The sequence below is a fragment of the Phaeacidiphilus oryzae TH49 genome (assembly GCF_000744815.1).
Classification (GTDB): Bacteria; Actinomycetota; Actinomycetes; order Streptomycetales; family Streptomycetaceae; genus Phaeacidiphilus; species Phaeacidiphilus oryzae.
The window spans coordinates 901,260-922,659 of sequence record NZ_JQMQ01000005.1 but is presented as its reverse complement, the minus strand read 5'-3'; the positions used below and the strand labels follow the sequence as shown (position 1 = coordinate 922,659).

The window sequence follows — 21,400 nt, the reverse complement described above, 5'->3', positions numbered from 1 at the left end:
CGCGTCCCGAACCGTGGACCTTGTGCGGGGCGCGGCCCGCCCTCGTGGGAGGATCGAGCCCGACGCACAGCTAATGGGAGGTAAGTCCGTTGGGACGCTTGCGCTGGCTCACCGCAGGTGAGTCGCATGGCCCGGCACTGGTCGCGACGCTGGAGGGGCTGCCCGCGGGCGTCCCGTTGACCACCGACATGGTGGCCGACGCCCTCGCCCGCCGCCGGCTGGGCTATGGCCGCGGCGCCCGGATGAAGTTCGAGCGTGACGAGGTCACCTTCCTCGGCGGCGTCCGCCACGGCCGTACCCTCGGCTCGCCTGTGGCGATCATGGTCGGCAACACCGAGTGGCCCAAGTGGGAGCAGGTGATGGCGGCCGACCCGGTGGACCCGGAGATCCTGGCCGGCCTGGCCCGCAACGCCCCGCTGACCCGCCCCCGCCCCGGCCACGCCGACCTGGCCGGCATGCAGAAGTACGGCTTCGACGAGGCCCGGCCGATCCTGGAGCGCGCCTCCGCCCGGGAGACCGCGGCCCGCGTCGCCCTCGGCACGGCCGCCCGCTCCTTCCTCAAGGAGACCGTCGGCGTCGAGCTGGTCTCGCACGTCGTCGAGCTCGGCACCGCCAAGGCGCCCTACGGGGTGGTCCCGGTCCCCGCGGACGAGGCCCGCCTGGACGCGGACCCCGTGCGCTGCCTGGACGAGGACGCCGCCAAGGCGATGGTCGAGGAGATCGACCAGGCGCACAAGGACGGCGACACCCTCGGCGGCGTGGTCGAGGTGCTGGCCTACGGCGTCCCCGTCGGCCTGGGCTCGCACGTCCACTGGGACCGCCGCCTGGACGCCCGCCTGGCCTCCGCCCTGATGGGCATCCAGGCGATCAAGGGCGTCGAGCTGGGCGACGGCTTCGACCTGGCCCGGGTGCCCGGCTCGCAGGCGCACGACGAGATCGAGCCCACCGCGGCCGGCATCCGCCGCAGGTCCGGCCGCTCCGGCGGCACCGAGGGGGCCTCTCCACCGGTGAGACCCTCCGGGTGCGGGCCGCCATGAAGCCGATCGCCACCGTCCCGCGCGCCCTGGCCACCGTCGACGTCCGCACCGGCGAGGCCGCCCAGGCCCACCACCAGCGCAGCGACGTCTGCGCGGTGCCGGCGGCGGGCATCGTCGCCGAGGCGATGGTCGCCCTGGTGCTGGCCGACGCCGTGGTGGAGAAGTTCGGCGGCGACAGCGTCCCGGAGACCAGGCGCAACGCGCAGGCCTACCTCGAGAACCTGGCGGTCCGCTGATGGCGGGCCCGCTGGTGATCCTCTGCGGGCCGATGGGGGTGGGGAAGTCCACCATCGGCACGCTGCTCGCCGAGCGCCTCGGGGTGGCCTACCGGGACACCGACGCCGACGTGGAGGCCGCCGAGGGCCGCCCGATCTCGGAGATCTTCATCGACGAGGGCGAGGACCACTTCCGCGAGGTGGAGGCCAGGGCGGTGGCCGCCGCCCTGGTCGAGCACGACGGGGTGCTGGCCCTGGGCGGCGGCGCCGTGCTCCGCGAGGAGACCCGGCAGCGGCTGGCCGGCCAGCCGGTGGTCTTCCTCTCCATGGGCGTGGACGAGGCCGTCCACCGGCTCCACCTGGACCGGTCCCGCCCGCTGCTGATGGGCAACCCGCGCCGCAAGTGGCGCGAGCTGATGGAGGCCCGTCGGCCGATCTACACCTCGATCGCCCGCGTGGTGATCGACACCGACGCCCGGCAGCCCTACGAGGTGGTCGAGGACGTGCTGCAGGCCCTGGAGCTGAAGGACTCATGACGGATCGTCAAGAAGACGCCCCCACCCGGATCGAGGTCGCCGGGAGCGCCGGCACCGCCCCGTACACCGTCCTGGTCGGCCGCAATCTGCTGGGCGAGCTGCCCGGGCTGATCGGCCGGGACGCGCAGCGGGTGGCCGTCGTCCACCCCGAGGCGCTCTCCGCCACCGGCGAGGCGATCCGCGAGGACCTGGCCGGGCAGGGCTACGAGGCGATCGCCCTCCAGGTGCCCAACGCGGAGGAGGCCAAGTCCGCGGACGTGGCCGCGTACTGCTGGTCGGTCCTCGGCCAGACCGGCTTCACCCGCTCCGACGTCGTCGTCGGGGTCGGCGGCGGGGCCACCACCGACCTGGCCGGCTTCGTCGCCGCGAGCTGGCTGCGCGGGGTGCGCTGGATCTCGGTGCCGACCACCGTGCTGGGCATGGTGGACGCCGCGGTCGGCGGCAAGACGGGGATCAACACCGCCGAGGGCAAGAACCTGGTCGGCGCCTTCCACCCGCCGGCCGGCGTCCTCGCCGACCTGGCCGCCCTGGACTCGCTGCCGAAGCACGACTACGTCTCCGGGATGGCCGAGGTGATCAAGACCGGCTTCATCGCCGACCCGCGGATCCTGGACCTGGTCGAGGAGGACCCGGAGGCCGCGACGCGGCCGGACGGGCCGCACACCGCCGAGCTGATCGAGCGCTCGATCCGGGTCAAGGCCGAGGTCGTCTCGGAGGACCTCAAGGAGACCGGGCGCCGGGAGTTCCTCAACTACGGCCACACGCTGGGCCACGCCATCGAGCGCAACGAGCGCTACAAGTGGCGGCACGGCGCGGCGGTCTCGGTCGGAATGGCCTTCGCCGCGGAGCTCGGCCGGCTCGCGGGCCGGCTGGACGACGAGACGGCGGAGCGCCACCGCTCCGTGCTGGCCTCGGTCGGCCTTCCGCTGCAGTACGACGCGGCCGCCTGGCCCCGACTGCTGGAGGCCATGAAGGTCGACAAGAAGTCCCGCGGCAACCGGCTCCGCTTCGTCGTCCTGGACGGCCTCGGCAAGCCGGGCATCCTCGAGGCGCCGGACCCCTCCCTCCTGGTCGCGGCGTACGCCGAGGTCAGCCGGGGCTAGCCGGGGCGCCGGTTTCGGGAAGGGGCCGGGCTGGGGCAGTATTCAGGGCGTGAGCGAGGAGCAAGTGGTGACGACCGGTCACTTCCCCATGGCCACGCCCCCCGCGCAGCTCCGGCAGCTCCCCGAGGCGCCCGCCGGAGCCTCCGGGCCCGCCACCGGCCCGGTGGCGGTGCTGCTGATCGGCCCGGCCGGGGCCGGCAAGACCACCGTCGCCCGGCACTGGGCGGAGAACCGCGCGACCCCCACCGCCCACATCTCCCTGGACGATGTGCGCGAATGGGTGCGCTCCGGCTTCTCCAGCCCGCAGGCCGGCTGGACCGAGCAGGCCGAGGGCCAGTACCGGCTGGCCCGCCGCACCTGCGGCTTCGCCGCCCGCAACTTCCTGGCCAACGGCATCTCCTGCATCATCGACGACGCCGTCTTCCCGGACTGGCCCGCGGTCGGCCTCGGCGGCTGGAAGCGGCACGTCGGCCCCGCCCTGCTGCCGGTCGTGCTGCTGCCCGGCCTGCAGACGGTGCTCCAGCGGAACGCCGTCCGCAACGGCCACCGCAGGCTGCCGGACGAGCAGGTCGCGGCCATCCACGGCCGGATGGCCGGCTGGTTCGGCTCCGGGCTGCCGATCATCGACAACTCCCAGCTGGACGTGCCCGGCACCGCCCAGGCACTCGACCGGGCGATCGCCCAGGTGGTGGCGAGTCCCCCGGGCTGGTGAATCCGACGGGCCGTCAGCTCCCACCCCGACTTAGGCTCGCGGCATGTCCGAACTGCATGCGGCCCGCCGTGAACGCCTGCGTGAGCGCTGCAGCGCCGCGGGCCTGGACGCGGCCGTGGTCACCCGGCCGGCCAACATCCGCTGGCTGACCGGACGCTCTCCGGACACCGCGGAGGGAGCGGCCCTGCTGCTCACCAGGGAGCTCGCGCTGCTGGCCGCCACCCCGACCGCGCGGGAGGCCCCGAACTGGCCGGGCAGCGGCGGGGCTCAGGGCTCCGCCGAGGCCCCGGCCGATCCGGACGGGCTGCGCGAGGTCGAGGTCCCGCTCGGCGCGGACCCGGCGGTGGTGGCCGCCGAGCGGGCGGCCGCGTCCGGGGTCGGCGTGCTGGGCGTGGAGGAGCACGCCCTCACCGTCAGCCGCCACCGGGAGGCCGGCCGCTTCCTCTCCCCGGGCCGGCTCGCGGACCTGGACCGGGCGGTGGAGCGGCTGCGGGTGGTGAAGGACGACGAGGAGCTGGCCTGCCAGCGGATCGCCGCCGAGATCGCCGACCAGGCGCTCGGCGAGCTGCTGGAATCCATCCTGGTCGGCCGCACCGAGCGGCATCTGGCGATGGAGCTGGAGCGCCGGATGGTCGACCACGGGGCGGACACCCCGGCCTTCCCGGTCCGGGTCGGCACCGGCGACCACTCGGGTGTGGCCGGCCACCTGCCGGGGGACCGCCGGGTGGAGGAGGGCGACTTCCTCACCGTCTCGCTGGGCGCCTGCTACCGGGGCTACCGCACCGCCGCCACCCGCACCTTCGTCATCGGCGGCCCGCCCGAGGACTGGCAGAAGGAGCTGCACGCCCTGGTCTTCTCGGCCCAGCGGGCGGCCAGGGAGAGCCTGGTCCCGGGCCGTCCGTGCCAGGACGTCGACCTGGCGGGCCGTCAGGTGCTGCGGGACGCCGGCCGGGACGGGGGCGTGCTGCGGCCCGCCGGGTACGGGGTCGGGCTGGAGATCGCGGAGGACCCGCGTCTGGGTCCCGGCGACATGAGTAGACTGGTCGCCTGTGTGCCGGTCACCGTCGGTCAGGGGGTCCATCTCCCGGGCCGGGGCGGCGTCCGGATCGAGGACACACTCGTGGTGCGCCCCGACGAGGAGGGCGGGCCCGAGCTGCTCACCATCACGACCAAGGAGCTGCTCGCCCTGTAGCTGCATGCCATGCAGCCGGCGGGCGCACGCCCCTGGTCCCCAAGCCAAGCACACGCAGGAGATTCCGAGACCGTGGCATCCACCAACGACCTGAAGAACGGCATGGTGCTCAACCTCGACAACGGCCTGTGGTCCGTCGTCGAGTTCCAGCACGTCAAGCCCGGCAAGGGCCCGGCCTTCGTGCGCACCAAGCTGAAGCATGTGCTCTCCGGCAAGGTCGTCGACAAGACCTTCAACGCCGGCGTGAAGGTGGAGACCGCGAACGTCGACCGGCGCGAGATGCAGTACTCCTACAAGGACGGCGAGTCGTTCGTCTTCATGGACAACGACACCTTCGAGCAGCTGTACATCGACGCGAAGACCGTCGGCGACGCGGCCAACTACCTCCTTGAGGGCAACAACGCCACCGTCGCCACCCACGACGGCGACCCGCTCTACGTCGAGCTGCCGACCTCGGTCGAGCTGGTCGTCCAGTACACCGAGCCGGGCGTCCAGGGCGACCGCTCCACCGGTGGCACCAAGCCGGCGACCCTGGAGACCGGCGCCGAGATCGGCGTCCCGCTCTTCATCACCACCGGCGAGAAGATCAAGGTCGACACCCGCGACGGCAACTACCTCGGCCGGGTGAACTCGTAACGTGGCCGGAGCTCGCAACAAGGCCCGCACGCGCGCCTTCCAGATCCTCTTCGAGGCGGACCACCGCGGGGTCTCCCCGCAGGAGGTCCTCGCCAACTGGGTGCGCCGCGCCCAGCAGGTGCCCCGGGACGAGGGCACGCCGCAGGTCGGCGAGTACACCATGGAGCTGGTCGAGGGCTACGTGCAGCACGCCGCCCGGATCGACGAGCTGATCGCCAGCTACGCGGTCGGCTGGACGCTGGACCGGATGCCGATGGTGGACCGCACCCTCCTCCGGCTCGGCGCCTTCGAGCTGATCTGGGAGGACGCCGTCCCGGACGCCGTGGTGCTGGACGAGGTCGTGCAGCTGGCCAAGGAGTTCTCCGGGGACGAGGCCCCCGGCTTCGTCAACGGCCTTCTCGCCCGCCTTCAGGAGCTCAAGCCCTCCCTGCGCGCCTCCCGCGACTGACCGCCCGCGGCGGCGCGGCAGCGCGGCAGTGCGGCGAACCCGTGCGAACGGCCCCGGCCCTCACCGCCGGGGCCTTCGCATGTCCGGGGTCGGCGCAAGAGAGACCGGTCACTCTTAGTTGCCGTTCTGTGACAGAAGGTGCGCATGGGGCGACCGGGGCCGGGGATGACCTGATCAGCGAACGCACCGCAGACCGCCTGATCACCGGGAGGCCCCGATGGCCCGTCACGCCCGCACCTGCTCCGCCGCCGGCTCGCACGGCCCGGCCCACGCCCCCGCGCACACGCCGCCGCGCGAGACCGCGCCTCGCCGTTGCGACCCGGTCCTCCTCGGTGTGCTGACCACTGCGGCCGACTTCGCCGCCCTGGCCCGCCGGATCCCCGTCCGGCACCCGGACTACCGCAGCTACCTGGCCGAACTCGGCCAGGCGCTGGACCGGCTCCGCCGGATCCACCCGGCGGTCTACGGGCGCCGCTTCCATCTCGCGGACCTGGACCGCTTCTGCGCCCAGCACGGTCTCGACCGGGACGCCCCCGGCAGTCACGGTGCGTATACGGAGAGCCCGGAGGGGGAGCCCGCCTGGGTGCGCTGGACCGGGCAGCCGCTGCCGGTCTTCCTGGCCGCCCTGGACCGCGCCCATCTGCGGGCCGGCCGCCGGGCCATGGTGCACGCGCGGCTGGACCGGATGCTCGTCGAGACCGCCGAGGCCGCGCCCACCGGCGCCTTCCCGGCCGAGCTGCTGCGCCCCGCGTACGGGGCGGCCTCCCGGGCCGTGCACACGGTGCTGCTCAGCGCCTCGCCCGGGCCGCACCGGCTGGCCTGCGCGCTCCACCCGGACGACGGCTCGGAGCCGGTGGAGCTCTGCGTGGAGCTGGAGACCGGGCCGGGCGGGCGGCCGCGGATGGACGACGCGGATCTGGACGCGCTGACCGCGGCCATGTGCACCGCGCACGCCCTTCGCCTCAGCGCGCGGCTGCTGCTGGCGGGGGACGGCCTCGCCGCGGTCCGCGGCTGGTTCTTCGACGGCAGCGAGCTCCACCGGCGTTCGGCGCCCGATCTCCTCTACGGCCTCTCCGGCCGGCTGCTGGGAGAGCTCGCCGCACCCCTGGAAATCTGACGCCGCGTCAGTTATTGATGGTTGGTCAGATTCCGAGAGGAGCAGCCGACATGCCTGAGGTATCCGTCAACGCCCTGATACCCGCTCCGGTGGACAAGGTCTGGTCCACCGTCACCGACTTCGGCCGGTACGAGGAGTGGAACACCATCCACACCGCCTTCCCGCAGGGCGCCCCGGCCTCGCTCGACGTCGGCTCCGGCTTCGCGGAGAAGCTGACGATGATGGGCATGCCCGCCGACGTGAGCTGGACCGTCAAGGAGAACCAGCCGGGCAGCTCCCTGCTGCTGGCCGGCAAGGGCCCGATGGGGGTCTCGCTCACCCAGCACTACCGCTTCGCCGCCGAGGACGGCGGCACCAGGGTGACGGTGGACAGCGAGTTCAAGGGCGCCGCGGTGAACATGATGGCCGCCAGGATCAAGGAGGCCACCGGCAAGGCGCTGGAGGAGTCCCTGGGAAAGCTCGCCAAGCTGGTGGAGTAGCGCGGCGGGCGCCGGATGCGCGTCGGCCGGACACCCCCGCGGGGCGTCCGGCCGTGACGTTTCTCCAGGGGCGCGGTCAGACGCCGCCGGCCTCGTCCTCGCGGACCGCGCGCCGCGCGTCCGGGTTGAGGACACCCCAGCTGATCAGCTGCTCGGTGAGGATGGAGGGCGACTGGTCGTAGATGACCGCCAGGGTGCGCAGATCATCCTGGCGGATGGAGAGCACCTTGCCGTTGTAGTCGCCGCGCTGGCTCTGGATGGTGGCCGCGTAGCGCTGCAGCGGCCCCGCCTTCTCGGACGGCACCTGGGAGAGCCGCTCCAGGTCCAGCACCAGGCGGGGCGGGGGCTCCGCGGCGCCGCCGGGGGTGCTGCCCGGAAGCAGCTCCTGCACCGGCACTCCGTAGAACTCCGCCAGCTCGGCGAGGCGCTGGACGGTCACCGCACGGTCGCCGCGCTCGTAAGAGCCGACCACCACGGCCTTCCAGCGGCCTTGGGACTTCTCCTCCACGCCGTGCAGGGAGAGCCCCTGCTGGGTGCGGATGGCACGCAGCTTGGCTCCGAGCTGTTTCGCGTAGTCGCTGGACATTTGTCTCCCCGGACGAGATGTCTTCTCAACAGGCGCTGCGCGCCGGGCTGTTGACCGCGGCCGACCCACCGCTACCGAACGGCCGCTTGGCAGAACCCGGCCGTAACTGACTGTGAGGTTACGCAGCGTAATAAGCTTCCGTCAAGCCGAATGGGTCAGCCGTGCGAGCAGCCCTGATCCAGGCCCCGGGGGTGCGCTCGGAAGGCCGCGGAACGCCCTGGTAGGCTGGCCGAAAGTGCCTGGCCGCCGGTCCGGATATCGCCGGACGGACCGATCGGGCGCTGTCCCAGACATCCTTTAAGGCCCGTCCCGTGAGGCGGGGAAGGAGGTCCGCTTCGGCATGACTTCTTCACCATCAGAGAAGACGCGGGTACTGGACGAGGGCGACATCGCCCGGGTCCTCACCCGTATCGCGCACGAGATCGTCGAGCGCGCCAAGGGCGCGGAGGACGTCGTGCTGCTCGGCATCCACACCCGCGGGGTGCACCTCGCCCGCCGGCTGCGGGCCAAGCTCGTCGAGATCACCGGACGCGAGATCCCGCTCGGCACCCTCGACATCACCATGTACCGGGACGACCTGCGGATGAAGCCCGCCCGCGCCCTGGAGCACACCGAGATGCCGCCCGGCGGCATCGACGGGAGGCTCGTCGTCCTCGTCGACGACGTCCTCTTCTCCGGGCGCACCGTCCGCGCCGCCCTGGACGCCCTGAACGACATCGGCCGCCCGCGCGCGGTGCAGCTCGCCGTCCTCGTCGACCGCGGCCACCGCGAACTCCCCATCCGCGCCGACTACGTGGGCAAGAACCTGCCCACCTCGCTGCGCGAGACCGTCCGGGTGCAGCTGGCCGAGACCGACGGCCGGGACGCCGTCATCCTGGGAGGCCCGCAGTGAACCGCAACCTCGTCTCGGCCGCGGAGCTCAGCCGCGACGACGCCCTGCTGATCCTGGACACCGCCGAGGAGATGGCGGCGCTCTCGGACCGGCCGATCAAGAAGCTGCCGACGCTGCGCGGCCGCACCGTGGTCAACCTCTTCTTCGAGGACTCCACCCGCACCAGGACCTCCTTCGAGGTCGCCGAGAAGCGGCTCTCCGCGGACGTGATCAACTTCTCCGCCAAGGGCTCCTCGGTCTCCAAGGGCGAGTCGCTCAAGGACACCGCGCTGACCCTGCAGGCGATGGGCGCGGACGCGGTGGTCATCCGGCACAGCGCCTCCGGCGCCCCGCAGCGGCTGGCCGAGTCCGACTGGCTGCACGGCAGCGTGATCAACGCCGGCGACGGCACCCACGAGCACCCCACCCAGGCCCTGCTGGACGCCTTCACCCTGCGCCGCCACCTCAACGCCGGGGCCGGGAACGACCTGGCAGGTCGCCGGGTGGCCGTGGTCGGCGACATCCTCCACAGCCGGGTGGCCCGCTCCAACGTCCACCTGCTGCACACCCTCGGCGCCGAGGTCACCCTGGTCTCCCCGCCGACCCTGCTGCCGATCGGCGTGGAGAACTGGCCCTGCTCGGTCTCCTACGACCTGGACGCGGTGCTGCCCAAGTCCGACGCGGTGATGATGCTCCGGGTCCAGCGGGAGCGGATGAACGCGGCCTTCTTCCCGACCGAGCGCGAGTACTCCCGCCGCTACGGCCTGGACGGCCTGCGGATGGCGGCGCTGCCCGAGCACGCCGTGGTCCTCCACCCGGGCCCGATGGTCCGCGGGATGGAGATCACCGCCGAGGTGGCCGACTCCCCCCGGTGCACCGCGGTCGAGCAGGTCGCCAACGGGGTCAGCGTCCGGATGGCGGTCCTCTACCTCTTGCTCGGCGGAGCGGAACCCGCCACCAGCCCCGCCACCAGCACCACCAAGGAGAACGCCCAGTGAGCGGCTACCTGATCAAGAACGCGAAGGTCCTCGGCGGGGAGGCCGCCGACCTGCGGATCGCCGAGGGCGTGATCACCGAGATCGGCGCCGGGCTGACCGCGAACGGCGAGCGGGAGATCGACGCCGCCGGCCTGATCGCCCTCCCCGGCCTGGTCGACCTCCACACCCATCTGCGGGAGCCCGGCCGGGAGGACGCCGAGACCGTCCTCACCGGCACCCGGGCCGCCGCCAAGGGCGGCTTCACCGCCGTCCACGCGATGGCCAACACCTTCCCGGTGGCCGACACCGCCGGCGTGGTCGAGCAGGTCTGGCGGCTGGGCCGGGAGTCCGGCTACTGCGACGTCCACCCGGTGGGCGCGGTCACCGTCGGCCTGGAGGGCAAGCAGCTCGCCGAGCTGGGCGCGATGGCCGACTCGGCGGCCGGGGTCCGGGTCTTCTCGGACGACGGCAAGTGCGTCGACGACGCGGTGATCATGCGCCGGGCGCTGGAGTACGTGAAGGCCTTCGACGGGGTCGTCGCCCAGCACGCCCAGGAGCCGCGGCTGACCGAGGGCGCCCAGATGAACGAGGGCCAGGTCTCCGGGGAGCTCGGGCTGCGCGGCTGGCCGGCCGTCGCCGAGGAGGCGATCATCGCCCGGGACGTGCTGCTGGCCGCCCACGTCGGCTCCCGGCTGCACGTCTGCCACGTCTCGACGGCCGGCTCGGTGGAGATCATCCGCTGGGCCAAGGCCAAGGGCTGGGACGTCACCGCCGAGGTCACCCCGCACCACCTGCTGCTCACCGACGAGCTCGTCCGCTCCTACGACCCGGTCTACAAGGTCAACCCGCCGCTGCGGACCGCGGCCGACGTCACCGCGCTGCGCGAGGCGCTGGCCGACGGCACCATCGACGCCGTCGCCACCGACCACGCCCCGCACCCGGCGGAGGACAAGGACTGCGAGTGGGCCGCCGCCGCCATGGGGATGGTCGGCCTGGAGACCGCGCTCTCCGTCGTCCAGCACGCCATGGTGGACACCGGCCTGATGGACTGGACCCAGGTCGCGGACCGGATGTCGGCCCGGCCGGCCCGGATCGGCCGGGTGACCGACCAGGGGCGCCCGATCGAGGTCGGCGAGCCGGCCCACCTGGTGCTGCTGGACCCGGCGTGGAACGCCGAGGTGGCGCCGGAGCGGTTCGCCACCCGCAGCCGCAACACCCCGTACCGCGGACGGGAGCTGCCCGGGCGGGTGGTCGCCACCTTCCTGCGCGGCGAGCCGACCGTCCTCGACGGAGAGCTGGTGGAGAGGTGACCGGGCCGCTGGTGCTGCTGGCCGGATCGGCGCCGATGGAGAACAAGGGCGACCTCACCGGCTGGGTGGTCGGCCTGGTGCTCTTCATCGCGCTCCTGTACTGGCTGATGCGGCAGGGCTGGAAGTGGCGGGCCACCATGCAGTCCGGTCTGCCGCCGCTGGTCGAGCTGCCGAAGGAGGAGGGGCAGCCCATCCTGGAGGAGCTGCTCGGCCGCTACCACGGCTCGACCAGCGCGGGGGAGTGGCTGGACCGGATCGTCGCCCGCGACCTCGGCACCCGCTCCCTCGCGGAGCTCACCCTGACCGAGGACGGGCTGCGGGTCGTCCGCCCGTCCGCGACCGGCTTCTTCATCCCCCGGGCGGCCCTCCGCGGGGCCCGTACCGACCAGGGGATCGCCGGGAAGGTGCTGCCCGAGGGCGGCCTCCTGGTGGTCACCTGGGAGCACGGCGGGAAGCTGATCGACTCGGGCTTCCGGTCGCGCGAGTCGGCGGTCCACCCGGCCTGGGTCGAGGCGATCAACCGGCTGGTCGAGAAGGAAGAACCGCACGCAGTGGAGAAGGAAGGCGCAGAATGACCCCCCGAACGAAGATCCCCGCTGTCCTGGTCCTGGAGGACGGCCGCGTCTTCCGGGGCCAGGCGTACGGCGCCGTGGGCGAGACCTTCGGCGAGGCCGTCTTCAACACCGGCATGACCGGCTACCAGGAGACGCTGACCGACCCGTCGTACCGCCGCCAGATCGTGGTGATGACCGCCCCGCAGATCGGCAACACCGGCTGGAACGACGAAGACAGCGAGTCCCGGTCGAAGCAGATCTGGGTGGCCGGGTACGTGGTCCGCGACCCCGCCCGGGTGCCCTCCAACTGGCGCTCCCGGCGCTCGCTGGACGAGGAGCTGGCGCGCCAGGGCATCGTCGGCATCAGCGGGATCGACACCCGCGCGCTGACCAGGCACCTGCGGGAGAGCGGCGCGATGCGCGCCGGGATCTTCTCCGGCGACGCGCTGCCCTTCGAGGGCGACATGGTCGAGCTGGTCCGCAACTCGCCGGAGATGGCCGGCGCGGACCTGGCCGGAGAGGTGGCCACCGGCGAGGCCTACACGGTCCCGGCGATCGGCGAGAAGAAGTTCACCGTCGCCGCCGTCGACCTCGGCATCAAGGGGATGACCCCGCACCGGATGGCCGAGCGCGGCATCGAGGTGCACGTGCTGCCGGCGACCGCGACCGCCGAGGACATCTACGCGGTCGAACCGGACGGCGTCTTCTTCTCCAACGGCCCCGGCGACCCGGCCACCGCCGACGCCCAGGTCGAGGTGCTGCGCGAGGTGCTGCGCCGGAAGACCCCGTTCTTCGGCATCTGCTTCGGCAACCAGCTGTTCGGCCGGGCCCTCGGCTTCGGCACCTTCAAGCTCAAGTACGGCCACCGCGGGATCAACCAGCCGGTGCAGGACCGCACCACCGGCAAGGTGGAGGTCACCGCGCACAACCACGGCTTCGCCGTGGACGCCCCGCTGGACGAGGTCTCCGAGACCGAGTTCGGCCGCGTCGAGGTCTCCCACGTCTGCCTGAACGACGACGTGGTGGAGGGCCTGCAGGCGCTGGACACCCCGGCGTTCAGCGTCCAGTACCACCCGGAGGCGGCGGCCGGACCGCACGACGCCGCGTACCTGTTCGACCGCTTCACCCAGCTCATGCACAACAACGTGGAGGCCCCGCGTGCCTAAGCGCACCGATATCCAGTCCGTCCTGGTCATCGGCTCGGGCCCGATCGTGATCGGCCAGGCCGCCGAGTTCGACTACTCCGGCACCCAGGCCTGCCGGGTCCTCAAGGCCGAGGGCCTGCGGGTCATCCTGGTGAACTCCAACCCGGCGACGATCATGACCGACCCGGAGATGGCCGACGCCACCTACGTCGAGCCGATCACCCCCGAGTTCGTCGAGAAGATCATCGCCAAGGAGCGCCCGGACGCCCTGCTGCCCACCCTGGGCGGGCAGACCGCGCTCAACACCGCCATCTCGCTGGCCAAGTCCGGGGTGCTGGACAAGTACGGTGTCGAGCTCATCGGCGCCAATGTCGAGGCCATCGAGAAGGGCGAGGACCGGGAGCGGTTCAAGGGCGTCGTCGACGTGGTCAAGCAGAAGATCGGGCACGGCGAGTCCGCCCGCTCGGTGATCTGCCACTCGATGGAGGACGTCCTCGCCGGCGTCGAGGAGCTGGGCGGCTACCCGGTGGTGGTCCGCCCCTCCTTCACCATGGGCGGCGCGGGCTCCGGCTTCGCCCACGACGAGGAGGACCTGCGCCGGATCGCCGGCCAGGGCCTGACCCTCTCCCCGACCACCGAGGTGCTCCTGGAGGAGTCCATCCTCGGCTGGAAGGAGTACGAGCTCGAGCTGATGCGCGACAAGCACGACAACGTCGTGGTCGTCTGCTCGATCGAGAACCTCGACCCGATGGGCGTCCACACCGGCGACTCGATCACCGTCGCGCCCTCGATGACCCTCACCGACCGCGAGTACCAGATCCTGCGGGACATCGGCATCGCCGTGATCCGCGAGGTCGGCGTGGACACCGGGGGCTGCAACATCCAGTTCGCGGTGAACCCCGAGGACGGCCGGGTGGTCGTCATCGAGATGAACCCGCGGGTCTCCCGCTCCTCGGCGCTGGCGTCCAAGGCCACCGGCTTCCCGATCGCCAAGATCGCCGCCAAGCTGGCCGTGGGCTACACCCTGGACGAGATTCCCAACGACATCACCGCCGAGACCCCGGCCTCCTTCGAGCCGACCCTCGACTACGTGGTGGTCAAGGTCCCGCGGTTCGCCTTCGAGAAGTTCCCGGCCGCCGACGCCACCCTGACCACCACCATGAAGTCGGTGGGCGAGGCGATGGCGCTGGGGCGCAACTTCCCCGAGGCGCTGCAGAAGGCGCTGCGCTCGCTGGAGAAGAAGGGCTCGCAGTTCGACTTCGCCACCCCGGTGGAGGAGCTGGGCGCCAAGGACCAGCTGCTGGTCAAGGCCGGTGTGCCGACCGACGGCCGGATCAACACCGTGATGGACGCGATCCGGGCCGGGGCGACCCCGGAGGAGGTCTTCGAGGCCACGAAGATCGACCCCTGGTTCGTCGACCAGCTCTTCCTGATCCACGAGATCGCCGAGGAGCTCGCCGGGGCGGCCGAGCTCTCGCCGGAGCTGCTGCGGCACGCCAAGCGGCACGGCTTCTCCGACGCCCAGATCAGCGCGATCCGGGGGCTCGGCGCGGACGTGGTCCGCGAGGTGCGGCACGCGCTGGGCATCCGCCCGGTCTACAAGACCGTGGACACCTGCGCCGCCGAGTTCGCCGCCAAGACCCCGTACTTCTACTCCTCCTACGACGAGGAGAGCGAGGTCGCCCCGCGCGAGAAGCCGGCGGTGATCATCCTGGGCTCCGGGCCGAACCGCATCGGGCAGGGCATCGAGTTCGACTACTCCTGCGTCCACGCCTCCTTCGCGCTGGCGGACGCCGGGTACGAGACCGTGATGGTCAACTGCAACCCGGAGACCGTCTCCACCGACTACGACACCTCCGACCGGCTCTACTTCGAGCCGCTGACGCTGGAGGACGTGCTGGAGATCGTCCACGCCGAGCAGCAGGCCGGGCCGGTGGCCGGCGTCCTGGTGCAGCTCGGCGGGCAGACCCCGCTGGGCCTGGCGCAGGCGCTCAAGGACAACGGGGTGTCGATCGTCGGCACCTCGCCCGAGGCGATCGACCTGGCCGAGGAGCGCGGCGCCTTCGGCCGCATCCTCACCGAGGCCGGGCTGCCCGCGCCCAAGTACGGCACCGCCTTCTCCTTCGAGGAGGCCAAGGAGATCGCCGCGGAGATCGGCTACCCGGTGATGGTCCGGCCGTCCTACGTCCTCGGCGGGCGCGGCATGGAGATCGTCTACGACGAGCCCTCGCTGGCCGCCTACCTGGAGCGGCACGCCGGACTGATCTCCGAGCATCCGGTGCTGATCGACCGCTTCCTGGACGACGCGATCGAGATCGACGTGGACGCCCTCTACGACGGCGAGGAGCTCTACCTCGGCGGCGTGATGGAGCACATCGAGGAGGCCGGGATCCACTCCGGCGACAGCGCCTGCGCGCTGCCCCCGATGACCCTCGGAGGCTACGACATCAAGCGGCTGCGGGCCTCCACCGAGGCGATCGCAGCCGGTGTCGGGGTGCGTGGCCTGATCAACATCCAGTTCGCCCTCTCCGGGGACATCCTCTACGTCCTGGAGGCCAACCCGCGGGCGTCCCGCACCGTGCCGTTCACCTCCAAGGCGACGGCGGTCCCGCTGGCCAAGGCCGCGGCGCGGATCTCGCTCGGGGCCACCATCGCCGAGCTGCGCGCCGAGGGCCTGCTGCCCGGCAGCGGCGACGGCGGGACGCTGCCGCTGGACGCGCCGATCGCGGTCAAGGAGGCGGTCCTCCCGTGGTCCCGCTTCCGGGACGTCCACGGGCGCGGGGTGGACACCATCCTCGGCCCGGAGATGCGCTCCACCGGCGAGGTCATGGGCCTGGACCAGGTCTTCGGCACGGCGTACGCCAAGTCGCAGGCGGCCGCCTACGGCGCGCTGCCGACCAAGGGGCGGGTCTTCATCTCGCTGGCCAACCGGGACAAGCGGAACCTGGTCTTCCCGGCCCGGGCGCTGGTCGAGCACGGCTTCGAACTGCTGGCCACCAACGGCACCGCCGAGGTGCTGCGGCGGAACGGGATCCAGGCGAAGGTCGTGCGGAAGCACAGCGAGGGCGAGGGACCGAACGGCGAGCCGACCATCGTCCAGCTGATCGACAACGGGGAGGTCGACCTGATCATCAACACCCCGTTCGGGACCGGCGGGCGGCTGGACGGCTACGAGATCCGGACCGTGGCGGTCTCCCGCGGAGTGCCGTGCCTGACCACCGCCCAGGCGCTGGGGGCGGCGGTGCAGGGCATCGACGCGCTGGTCCGGGGCGAGGTCGGGGTGGGGTCGCTGCAGGAGCACGCGGCGAAGCTGGCTGCGAGCCGCGAGGGGTGACGCCGTTCGGGTAGGCGGGGGGAACTGTGCGTGCGGACGTTGCGGGTCCGTGGTCGGCTGGGCGCGCAGTTCCCCGCGCCCCCGAACGGCCCTGCGGGCCGCCAGGGGGCCGTCCGGCCCCTCGTTGATCGCTTCCCTCTGAAGGGCAACTCCCTTGTACCACCTCTTCTTCAGGCTCTTCTTCCGTCGGATGGACCCCGAGCGGGCGCATGAGCTGGCGTTCACCTGGATCCGGGTCGCGGCCCGGATCCCCGGGCTGCGCGGCGCGATCCGCCGGGTGCTCGCCCCGCAGTTCCCCGAGCTGCGGATGACCGCGCTGGGGCTGGACCTGCCGGGCCCGTTCGGCCTCGCCGCCGGCTTCGACAAGAACGCCTTCGGCATCGACGGCCTGGCCATGCTGGGCTTCGACTACGTCGAGATCGGCACCGTCACCGCCGAACCGCAGCCCGGCAACCCGGCCCCGCGGATGTTCCGGCTGGTCGAGGACCGCGCGCTGGTCAACCGGATGGGCTTCAACAACCAGGGCTCGGCCGCCGTCGCGGACCGGCTGGCCCGCCGGCTGGCCGTCAAGCGCGGCCGGCACGACGACACCGTGGTCGGCGTCAACATCGGCAAGACCAAGGTGGTCCCGGAGGCCGAGGCGGTCGCCGACTACGTCGCCTCGACCGAGCGGCTGGCCCGGCAGGCCGACTACTTCGTGGTCAACGTCTCCTCGCCGAACACCCCGGGCCTCCGCGACCTGCAGGCGGTGGACCAGCTGCGGCCGCTGCTCAGCGCGGTCCGGGGGACCCTCGACAGGGTCGCGGCCGAGCACGTCCCGCTGCTGGTCAAGATCGCCCCCGACCTGGCCGACGAGGACGTGGACGCGGTCGCCGACCTGGCCCTGGAACTGGGCCTGGACGGCATCATCGCGACCAACACCACCATCGGCCGCGAGGGGCTGCGCACCCCGCGGCGGACGGTCGAGGCGGCCGGCGCCGGGGGCCTCTCCGGCGCGCCGGTCAAGGAGCGCTCGCTGGAGGTCCTGCGCCGGCTGCGGGCCCGGACCGGGGACCGCCTGGTGCTGGTCGCGGTCGGCGGCATCGAGACCGGTGCGGACGCCTGGCAGCGGATCCTGGCCGGGGCCACCCTGGTCCAGGGCTACACCGGGTTCATCTACGAGGGGCCGTTCTGGGCCCGCCGGGTCCACCGCGAGCTGCTCGCCCTGCTGCGCGCCTCCGGGTACCGCAACCTCGCCGAAGCGGTGGGCGCCGCCGCTGACAAGGAGAAGACCGCATGACCGCTCGGGACCCGTTCGGGGCGCGGCTCAGCCGGGCCATGGCGGAGCGCGGACCGCTGTGCGTGGGGATCGACCCGCACGCCTCGCTGCTGGACGCCTGGGGCCTGCCGGACGACGTCTCCGGACTGGAGTCCTTCGCCCGTACCTGCGTCGAGGCGCTGGCCGACCGGGTGGCGGTGCTGAAGCCGCAGGCGGCCTTCTTCGAGCGGTTCGGCAGCCGCGGGGTGGCCGTCCTGGAGCGGACCATCGCGGCCGCCCGGGAGGCGGGGGCGCTGGTGGTCACCGACGCCAAGCGCGGCGACATCGGCTCCACCATGGCCGCCTACGCCGAGGCCTTCCTGGACCCGGCGTCCCCGCTCTTCTCGGACGCCCTCACGGTCAGCCCGTACCTCGGCTTCGGCTCGCTGAGGCCGGCCGTGGACGCGGCCCGGGCGGCCGGCTCGGGGCTCTTCGTGCTGGCCCTCACCTCCAACCCGGAGGGCGCCTCGGTGCAGCGGGCGGTGGGCGCCGACGGGCGGACCACGGTGGCCGGGCAGATCCTCCGGGAGCTGGCCGCGGAGAACGCCGGGGCCGAGCCGATGGGCTCGTTCGGCGCGGTGGTCGGGGCGACGCTCGGCGACGCGGGGGTCGACCTCGCGATCAACGGGCCGCTCCTCGCCCCCGGCATCGGCGCCCAGGGCGCGACGGCGCGGGACATCCCCAAGGTGTTCGGTTCCGCGGCCCGGCTCGTGGTGCCGAGCGTCAGCCGCGGGGTGCTCAGCCGCGGGCCTGCCGTGGCGGCGCTGCGGGAGGCCGCGGAGCAGCAGGCCGCGGAGGTCCGGGCGGCCCTCGCGGGCGCCTGAAGGGGAGTCGCGCGGTCACAGAGCGTGGGGACCGACGGTTCTTTGTCCGGAAAAGTCCCGGTCGGCCAAGTCTGACCAGGACTTTTCGGCCTCTTTCCCTGACGCGGGGCTTTCAGGGGGGTAGTCTCCGGCGGTAGGTCGGACGAGGGGCGCGTTTCTCGTTGCTCCTGCAGGTCAGAGCGGCTAGGTTCCTCGTCGGTCCATGAAAGATCCGTACAAGCTTGTTTCCATTCGTTCGAACACTGAGGTGAACGGCGTGGCACTTCCGCCCCTTACCCCTGAACAGCGCGCTGCTGCGCTCGCCAAGGCCGCTGAGGCTCGCCGGGAGCGCGCCGAGGTGAAGAACCGCCTTAAGCACAGCGGTGCGTCACTGCACGAGGTCATCAAGGCCGGTCAGGAGAACGAGGTGATCGGCAAGATGAAGGTCAGCGCTCTCCTGGAGAGCCTGCCGGGCGTGGGCAAGGTCCGCGCCAAGCAGATCATGGAGCGCCTCGGCATCAGCGAGTCCCGTCGCGTCCGCGGTCTGGGAACCAACCAGATCGCTTCGCTGGAGCGGGAGTTCGGCACCGCGGCCAAGTGATCCGTGCGTCTCGAGGGGAGGGGCGGTCCGACCGCCCCTCCCGATTCGGGATAATCGGTCCATGACTGAACGTCCGCGGCTCACCGTGCTCTCCGGCCCCTCCGGGGTCGGCAAGAGCACGGTTCTCGCCCATATGCGCAAGGCACACCCCGAGGTCTGGTACTCGGTCTCCGCGACCACCCGCAAGCCGCGGCCGGGGGAGCGGGACGGTGTGCAGTACTTCTTCGTCGACGACGAGACCTTCGACAAGATGGTCGCGAACGGCGACTTCCTGGAGTGGGCCCGGTTCGCCGGCAACCGCTACGGGACGCCCCGCCGGCCGGTCGTCGAGCGGCTGGAGCAGGGGCAGCCGGTGCTGCTGGAGATCGAGCTCCAGGGCGCGCGGCAGGTCCGCGAGTCGATGCCGGACGCCCAGCTGGTCTTCCTCGCCCCGCCCTCCTGGGAGGAGCTGGTCCGCCGGCTGACCGGGCGCGGCACCGAGCCGGAGGACGTCATCGACGCCCGGCTGCGCCAGGCCAGGGTCGAACTGGCCGCCGAGCCGGAGTTCGACACGACGCTGGTGAACACCTCTGTCGAGGACGTCTCCGCCGAACTGCTAGCCTTGCTGAACGTAGCCTGACTTTTCTTCACCTTTCGGAAGGTTTTAGCGTGTCCTCTTCCATGACCGCGCCCGAGGGCATCATCAACCCGCCGATCGACGAGCTGCTCGAGGCCACCGACTCGAAGTACAGCCTGGTCATCTACGCGGCCAAGCGCGCGCGTCAGATCAACGCCTACTACTCGCAGCTGGGCGAGGGCCTGCTGGAGTACGTCGGCCCGCTCGTGGACACCCACGTCCACGAGAAGCCGCTGTCGATCGCGCTTCGTGAGATCAACGCGGGGATGCTGACCGCCGAGGCGATCGAGGGCCCCGCCGGGCAGTGAGCCCTTCCGGGGCGAAGCCGCACCCGGCAGCGGCGATCGGGGGCAACCCGGTCGCCGCTGCCGGGTGCGGCTTCGTTGACGGCCGGGCCCGGCCACCCGGCGGAGCTGCAGACGTCGGATCCCGCGCCCCTCGCGCCCACCTGCGGTGCCGTCCGAGGGGCGCGCTCGCTTGTGCCGGGCCGGCGGTAGGCTGCGGGCAGTCGTGATCTTGGCGTGGAAGGTTGGGTGACATGGACGTCGTCCTGGGGGTGTCCGGCGGGATCGCCGCCTACAAGGCGGCCGAGCTGCTGCGCCGGTTCACCGAGTCCGGGCATCGCGTGCGGGTCGTGCCGACCGCCTCCGCGCTGAACTTCGTCGGGGCGGCGACCTGGTCGGCCCTCTCCGGGAACCCGGTGAGCACCGAGGTCTGGGAGTCCGTCCACGAGGTGCCGCACGTCCGGATCGGGCAGGGCGCGGACCTCGTCGTGGTCGCCCCGGCGACCGCCGACATCCTCGCCAAGGCCGCCCACGGGCTCGCCGACGACCTCCTCACCAACACCCTGCTGACCGCCCGCTGCCCGGTGGTCTTCGCCCCGGCCATGCACACCGAGATGTGGGAGCACCCGGCCACCCGGGAGAACGTCGCCACCCTCCGCCGGCGCGGCTCGCTGGTCATCGAGCCCGCGGTCGGCCGGCTCACCGGCAAGGACACCGGCAAGGGCCGGTTCCCCGACCCCGAGGCGGTCTTCGCCTACTGCCGCCGGGTGCTGGACCGCGGCCCCGCCGCCTCGGCCGACCTGACCGGTCGTCATGTGGTGGTCACCGCCGGCGGCACCCGGGAGCCGCTGGACCCGGTGCGCTTCCTCGGCAACCGCTCCTCCGGCCGGCAGGGCTACGCCCTCGCCTCGGTGGCGGCCGCCCGCGGGGCCGAGGTGACGCTGCTGGCCGCCAACACCTCGCTGCCCGACCCGGCCGGGGTGGACCTGGCCCGGGTCGGCACCGCCCTCGAACTGCGGGAGGCGGTGCGGGGCCGCGCGGCGGACGCGGACGCGGTGGTGATGGCCGCGGCGGTGGCCGACTTCCGTCCCGCCGCCTACGCCGAGGGGAAGATCAAGAAGGTCGAGGGGGAGGAGCCGGCGCCGGTGGCGCTGGTCCGCAACCCGGACATCCTGGCCGAGTTGAGCGCCGACCGGCCGCGGCCCGGGCAGCTGGTGGTCGGCTTCGCCGCGGAGACCGACGACGTGCTGGCCAACGGCCGGGCCAAGCTCGCCCGCAAGGGATGCGACCTGCTTGTCGTCAACCAGGTGGGGGTGGACCTCACCTTCGGCAGTGAAGAGAACGAGGCCGTGGTGCTCGGCGCCGACGGCAGCGAGACGCCGATCCCGCGCGGTCCCAAGACGGCGCTGGCCGAGACCGTCTGGGACCTGGTCGCGGCCCGGTTCTGAGCCGACCGGAGGGCGCCGCCCGATTCCTGAGACGCGATGTCCCCGGGGCTGGTCAGGGGGCTAGACTCCGGTGGGTATATCGTGCAGTGCGCGGTGGGG

At 72.5% G+C, this 21,400-nt stretch carries 21 protein-coding genes and 1 pseudogene; 21 read left to right on the top strand and 1 reads right to left on the bottom strand.

Annotated elements, in window-relative coordinates:
• The first annotated feature begins 89 nt into the window (after positions 1-89).
• From aroC to BS73_RS08465, 9 genes and pseudogenes are all read left to right on the top strand, one after another.
• A pseudogene (aroC, locus tag BS73_RS08505) lies at positions 90-1,273 on the top strand (chorismate synthase).
• Positions 1,273-1,788 carry a shikimate kinase gene (locus BS73_RS08500; protein ID WP_037570798.1) on the top strand — a complete coding sequence of 172 codons (516 nt, stop codon included), beginning with the start codon at positions 1,273-1,275 and terminating at the stop codon, positions 1,786-1,788. Before aroC ends, BS73_RS08500 begins: the two are co-directional and overlap by 1 nt.
• A complete protein-coding gene (gene aroB, locus BS73_RS08495; protein WP_037570797.1) occupies positions 1,785-2,891 on the top strand; it encodes a 3-dehydroquinate synthase in 1,107 nt (368 codons plus the stop codon). Before BS73_RS08500 ends, aroB begins: the two co-directional genes overlap by 4 nt.
• 49 nt (positions 2,892-2,940) lie before the next feature.
• On the top strand, positions 2,941-3,603 hold the full coding sequence (locus tag BS73_RS08490) for an AAA family ATPase (RefSeq protein ID WP_235215352.1): 663 nt from the start codon (positions 2,941-2,943) through the stop codon (positions 3,601-3,603).
• A gap of 43 nt (positions 3,604-3,646) precedes the next feature.
• Complete coding sequence (locus BS73_RS08485; RefSeq protein ID WP_037570794.1) at positions 3,647-4,795, top strand: M24 family metallopeptidase; 1,149 nt, start codon at positions 3,647-3,649, stop codon at positions 4,793-4,795.
• Positions 4,796-4,867: 72 nt separating this feature from the next.
• A complete protein-coding gene (gene efp / locus BS73_RS08480; RefSeq protein WP_037570791.1) occupies positions 4,868-5,431 on the top strand; it encodes an elongation factor P in 564 nt (187 codons plus the stop codon).
• A 1-nt stretch (position 5,432) separates the two neighbouring features.
• A complete protein-coding gene (gene nusB / locus BS73_RS08475) occupies positions 5,433-5,879 on the top strand; it encodes a transcription antitermination factor NusB (protein ID WP_037570788.1) in 447 nt (148 codons plus the stop codon).
• A 217-nt stretch (positions 5,880-6,096) separates the two neighbouring features.
• Complete coding sequence (locus tag BS73_RS08470; protein ID WP_037570786.1) at positions 6,097-6,996, top strand: hypothetical protein; 900 nt, start codon at positions 6,097-6,099, stop codon at positions 6,994-6,996.
• 50 nt (positions 6,997-7,046) lie between these two features.
• Positions 7,047-7,475 (top strand): type II toxin-antitoxin system Rv0910 family toxin, encoded by a 429-nt coding sequence (locus tag BS73_RS08465; RefSeq protein ID WP_037570784.1) that lies wholly within the window; start codon positions 7,047-7,049, stop codon positions 7,473-7,475.
• 76 nt (positions 7,476-7,551) lie between these two features.
• On the opposite strand, the gene bldD is transcribed toward BS73_RS08465, so the two are convergent.
• Entirely contained in the window at positions 7,552-8,061 is a 510-nt protein-coding gene (gene bldD, locus BS73_RS08460) for a transcriptional regulator BldD (RefSeq protein ID WP_037570781.1), read from the bottom strand.
• 340 nt (positions 8,062-8,401) lie between these two features.
• Here bldD and pyrR point away from each other — a divergent pair, with 340 nt between their 5' ends.
• The 12 genes from pyrR to coaBC all read left to right on the top strand — a co-directional run bounded on the left by pyrR (position 8,402) and on the right by coaBC (position 21,301).
• Complete coding sequence (pyrR, locus tag BS73_RS08455; RefSeq protein ID WP_037570779.1) at positions 8,402-8,953, top strand: bifunctional pyr operon transcriptional regulator/uracil phosphoribosyltransferase PyrR; 552 nt, start codon at positions 8,402-8,404, stop codon at positions 8,951-8,953.
• Positions 8,950-9,930 (top strand): aspartate carbamoyltransferase catalytic subunit, encoded by a 981-nt coding sequence (locus BS73_RS08450; RefSeq protein WP_037570777.1) that lies wholly within the window; start codon positions 8,950-8,952, stop codon positions 9,928-9,930. The genes pyrR and BS73_RS08450 overlap by 4 nt, the downstream gene beginning before the upstream one ends.
• The gene (locus BS73_RS08445; RefSeq protein WP_037570774.1) at positions 9,927-11,219 is read left to right on the top strand and encodes a dihydroorotase; all 1,293 of its coding nucleotides are present in this window, start codon (positions 9,927-9,929) and stop codon (positions 11,217-11,219) included. The genes BS73_RS08450 and BS73_RS08445 overlap by 4 nt, the downstream gene beginning before the upstream one ends.
• Positions 11,220-11,254: 35 nt before the next feature.
• The gene (locus tag BS73_RS08440) at positions 11,255-11,794 is read left to right on the top strand and encodes a PH-like domain-containing protein (protein ID WP_152617839.1); all 540 of its coding nucleotides are present in this window, start codon (positions 11,255-11,257) and stop codon (positions 11,792-11,794) included.
• Positions 11,791-12,939 carry a glutamine-hydrolyzing carbamoyl-phosphate synthase small subunit gene (carA, locus tag BS73_RS08435; RefSeq protein ID WP_037570771.1) on the top strand — a complete coding sequence of 383 codons (1,149 nt, stop codon included), beginning with the start codon at positions 11,791-11,793 and terminating at the stop codon, positions 12,937-12,939. The genes BS73_RS08440 and carA overlap by 4 nt, the downstream gene beginning before the upstream one ends.
• A complete protein-coding gene (gene carB, locus BS73_RS08430) occupies positions 12,932-16,252 on the top strand; it encodes a carbamoyl-phosphate synthase large subunit (RefSeq protein WP_037570768.1) in 3,321 nt (1,106 codons plus the stop codon). Before carA ends, carB begins: the two co-directional genes overlap by 8 nt.
• A gap of 154 nt (positions 16,253-16,406) precedes the next feature.
• Positions 16,407-17,531, top strand: coding sequence for a quinone-dependent dihydroorotate dehydrogenase (locus BS73_RS08425; RefSeq protein WP_037570765.1), 1,125 nt, complete (start codon positions 16,407-16,409; stop codon positions 17,529-17,531).
• Positions 17,528-18,373, top strand: a complete 846-nt coding sequence (gene pyrF, locus BS73_RS08420) for an orotidine-5'-phosphate decarboxylase (protein ID WP_037570762.1) — start codon at positions 17,528-17,530, stop codon at positions 18,371-18,373. The genes BS73_RS08425 and pyrF overlap by 4 nt, the downstream gene beginning before the upstream one ends.
• A gap of 256 nt (positions 18,374-18,629) precedes the next feature.
• Positions 18,630-18,953 carry an integration host factor gene (locus BS73_RS08415; protein WP_037570759.1) on the top strand — a complete coding sequence of 108 codons (324 nt, stop codon included), beginning with the start codon at positions 18,630-18,632 and terminating at the stop codon, positions 18,951-18,953.
• 61 nt (positions 18,954-19,014) lie between these two features.
• Entirely contained in the window at positions 19,015-19,572 is a 558-nt protein-coding gene (gmk, locus tag BS73_RS08410; RefSeq protein ID WP_037570756.1) for a guanylate kinase, read from the top strand.
• A gap of 29 nt (positions 19,573-19,601) precedes the next feature.
• A complete protein-coding gene (gene rpoZ / locus BS73_RS08405) occupies positions 19,602-19,877 on the top strand; it encodes a DNA-directed RNA polymerase subunit omega (RefSeq protein WP_037570753.1) in 276 nt (91 codons plus the stop codon).
• Positions 19,878-20,107: 230 nt separating this feature from the next.
• Positions 20,108-21,301: a bifunctional phosphopantothenoylcysteine decarboxylase/phosphopantothenate--cysteine ligase CoaBC gene (coaBC, locus tag BS73_RS08400; RefSeq protein ID WP_037570750.1), complete on the top strand. Its 1,194-nt coding sequence runs from the start codon at positions 20,108-20,110 to the stop codon at positions 21,299-21,301.
• The last annotated feature ends 99 nt before the right edge of the window (positions 21,302-21,400 follow it).

Excerpts from the sequence above, each read along its gene's own strand:
- gmk (WP_037570756.1), top strand. The coding sequence starts at position 19,015 with ATGACTGAACGTCCGCGGCTCACCGTGCTCTCCGGCCCCTCCGGGGTC.
- coaBC (WP_037570750.1), top strand. The coding sequence starts at position 20,108 with ATGGACGTCGTCCTGGGGGTGTCCGGCGGGATCGCCGCCTACAAGGCG.
- carA (WP_037570771.1), top strand. The coding sequence starts at position 11,791 with ATGACCCCCCGAACGAAGATCCCCGCTGTCCTGGTCCTGGAGGACGGC.
- BS73_RS08485 (WP_037570794.1), top strand. The coding sequence starts at position 3,647 with ATGTCCGAACTGCATGCGGCCCGCCGTGAACGCCTGCGTGAGCGCTGC.
- BS73_RS08440 (WP_152617839.1), top strand. The coding sequence starts at position 11,255 with ATGGAGAACAAGGGCGACCTCACCGGCTGGGTGGTCGGCCTGGTGCTC.
- bldD (WP_037570781.1), bottom strand. The coding sequence starts at position 8,061 with ATGTCCAGCGACTACGCGAAACAGCTCGGAGCCAAGCTGCGTGCCATC.
- pyrR (WP_037570779.1), top strand. The coding sequence starts at position 8,402 with ATGACTTCTTCACCATCAGAGAAGACGCGGGTACTGGACGAGGGCGAC.
- BS73_RS08470 (WP_037570786.1), top strand. The coding sequence starts at position 6,097 with ATGGCCCGTCACGCCCGCACCTGCTCCGCCGCCGGCTCGCACGGCCCG.
- BS73_RS08500 (WP_037570798.1), top strand. The coding sequence starts at position 1,273 with ATGGCGGGCCCGCTGGTGATCCTCTGCGGGCCGATGGGGGTGGGGAAG.
- BS73_RS08465 (WP_037570784.1), top strand. The coding sequence starts at position 7,047 with ATGCCTGAGGTATCCGTCAACGCCCTGATACCCGCTCCGGTGGACAAG.
- aroB (WP_037570797.1), top strand. The coding sequence starts at position 1,785 with ATGACGGATCGTCAAGAAGACGCCCCCACCCGGATCGAGGTCGCCGGG.
- pyrF (WP_037570762.1), top strand. The coding sequence starts at position 17,528 with ATGACCGCTCGGGACCCGTTCGGGGCGCGGCTCAGCCGGGCCATGGCG.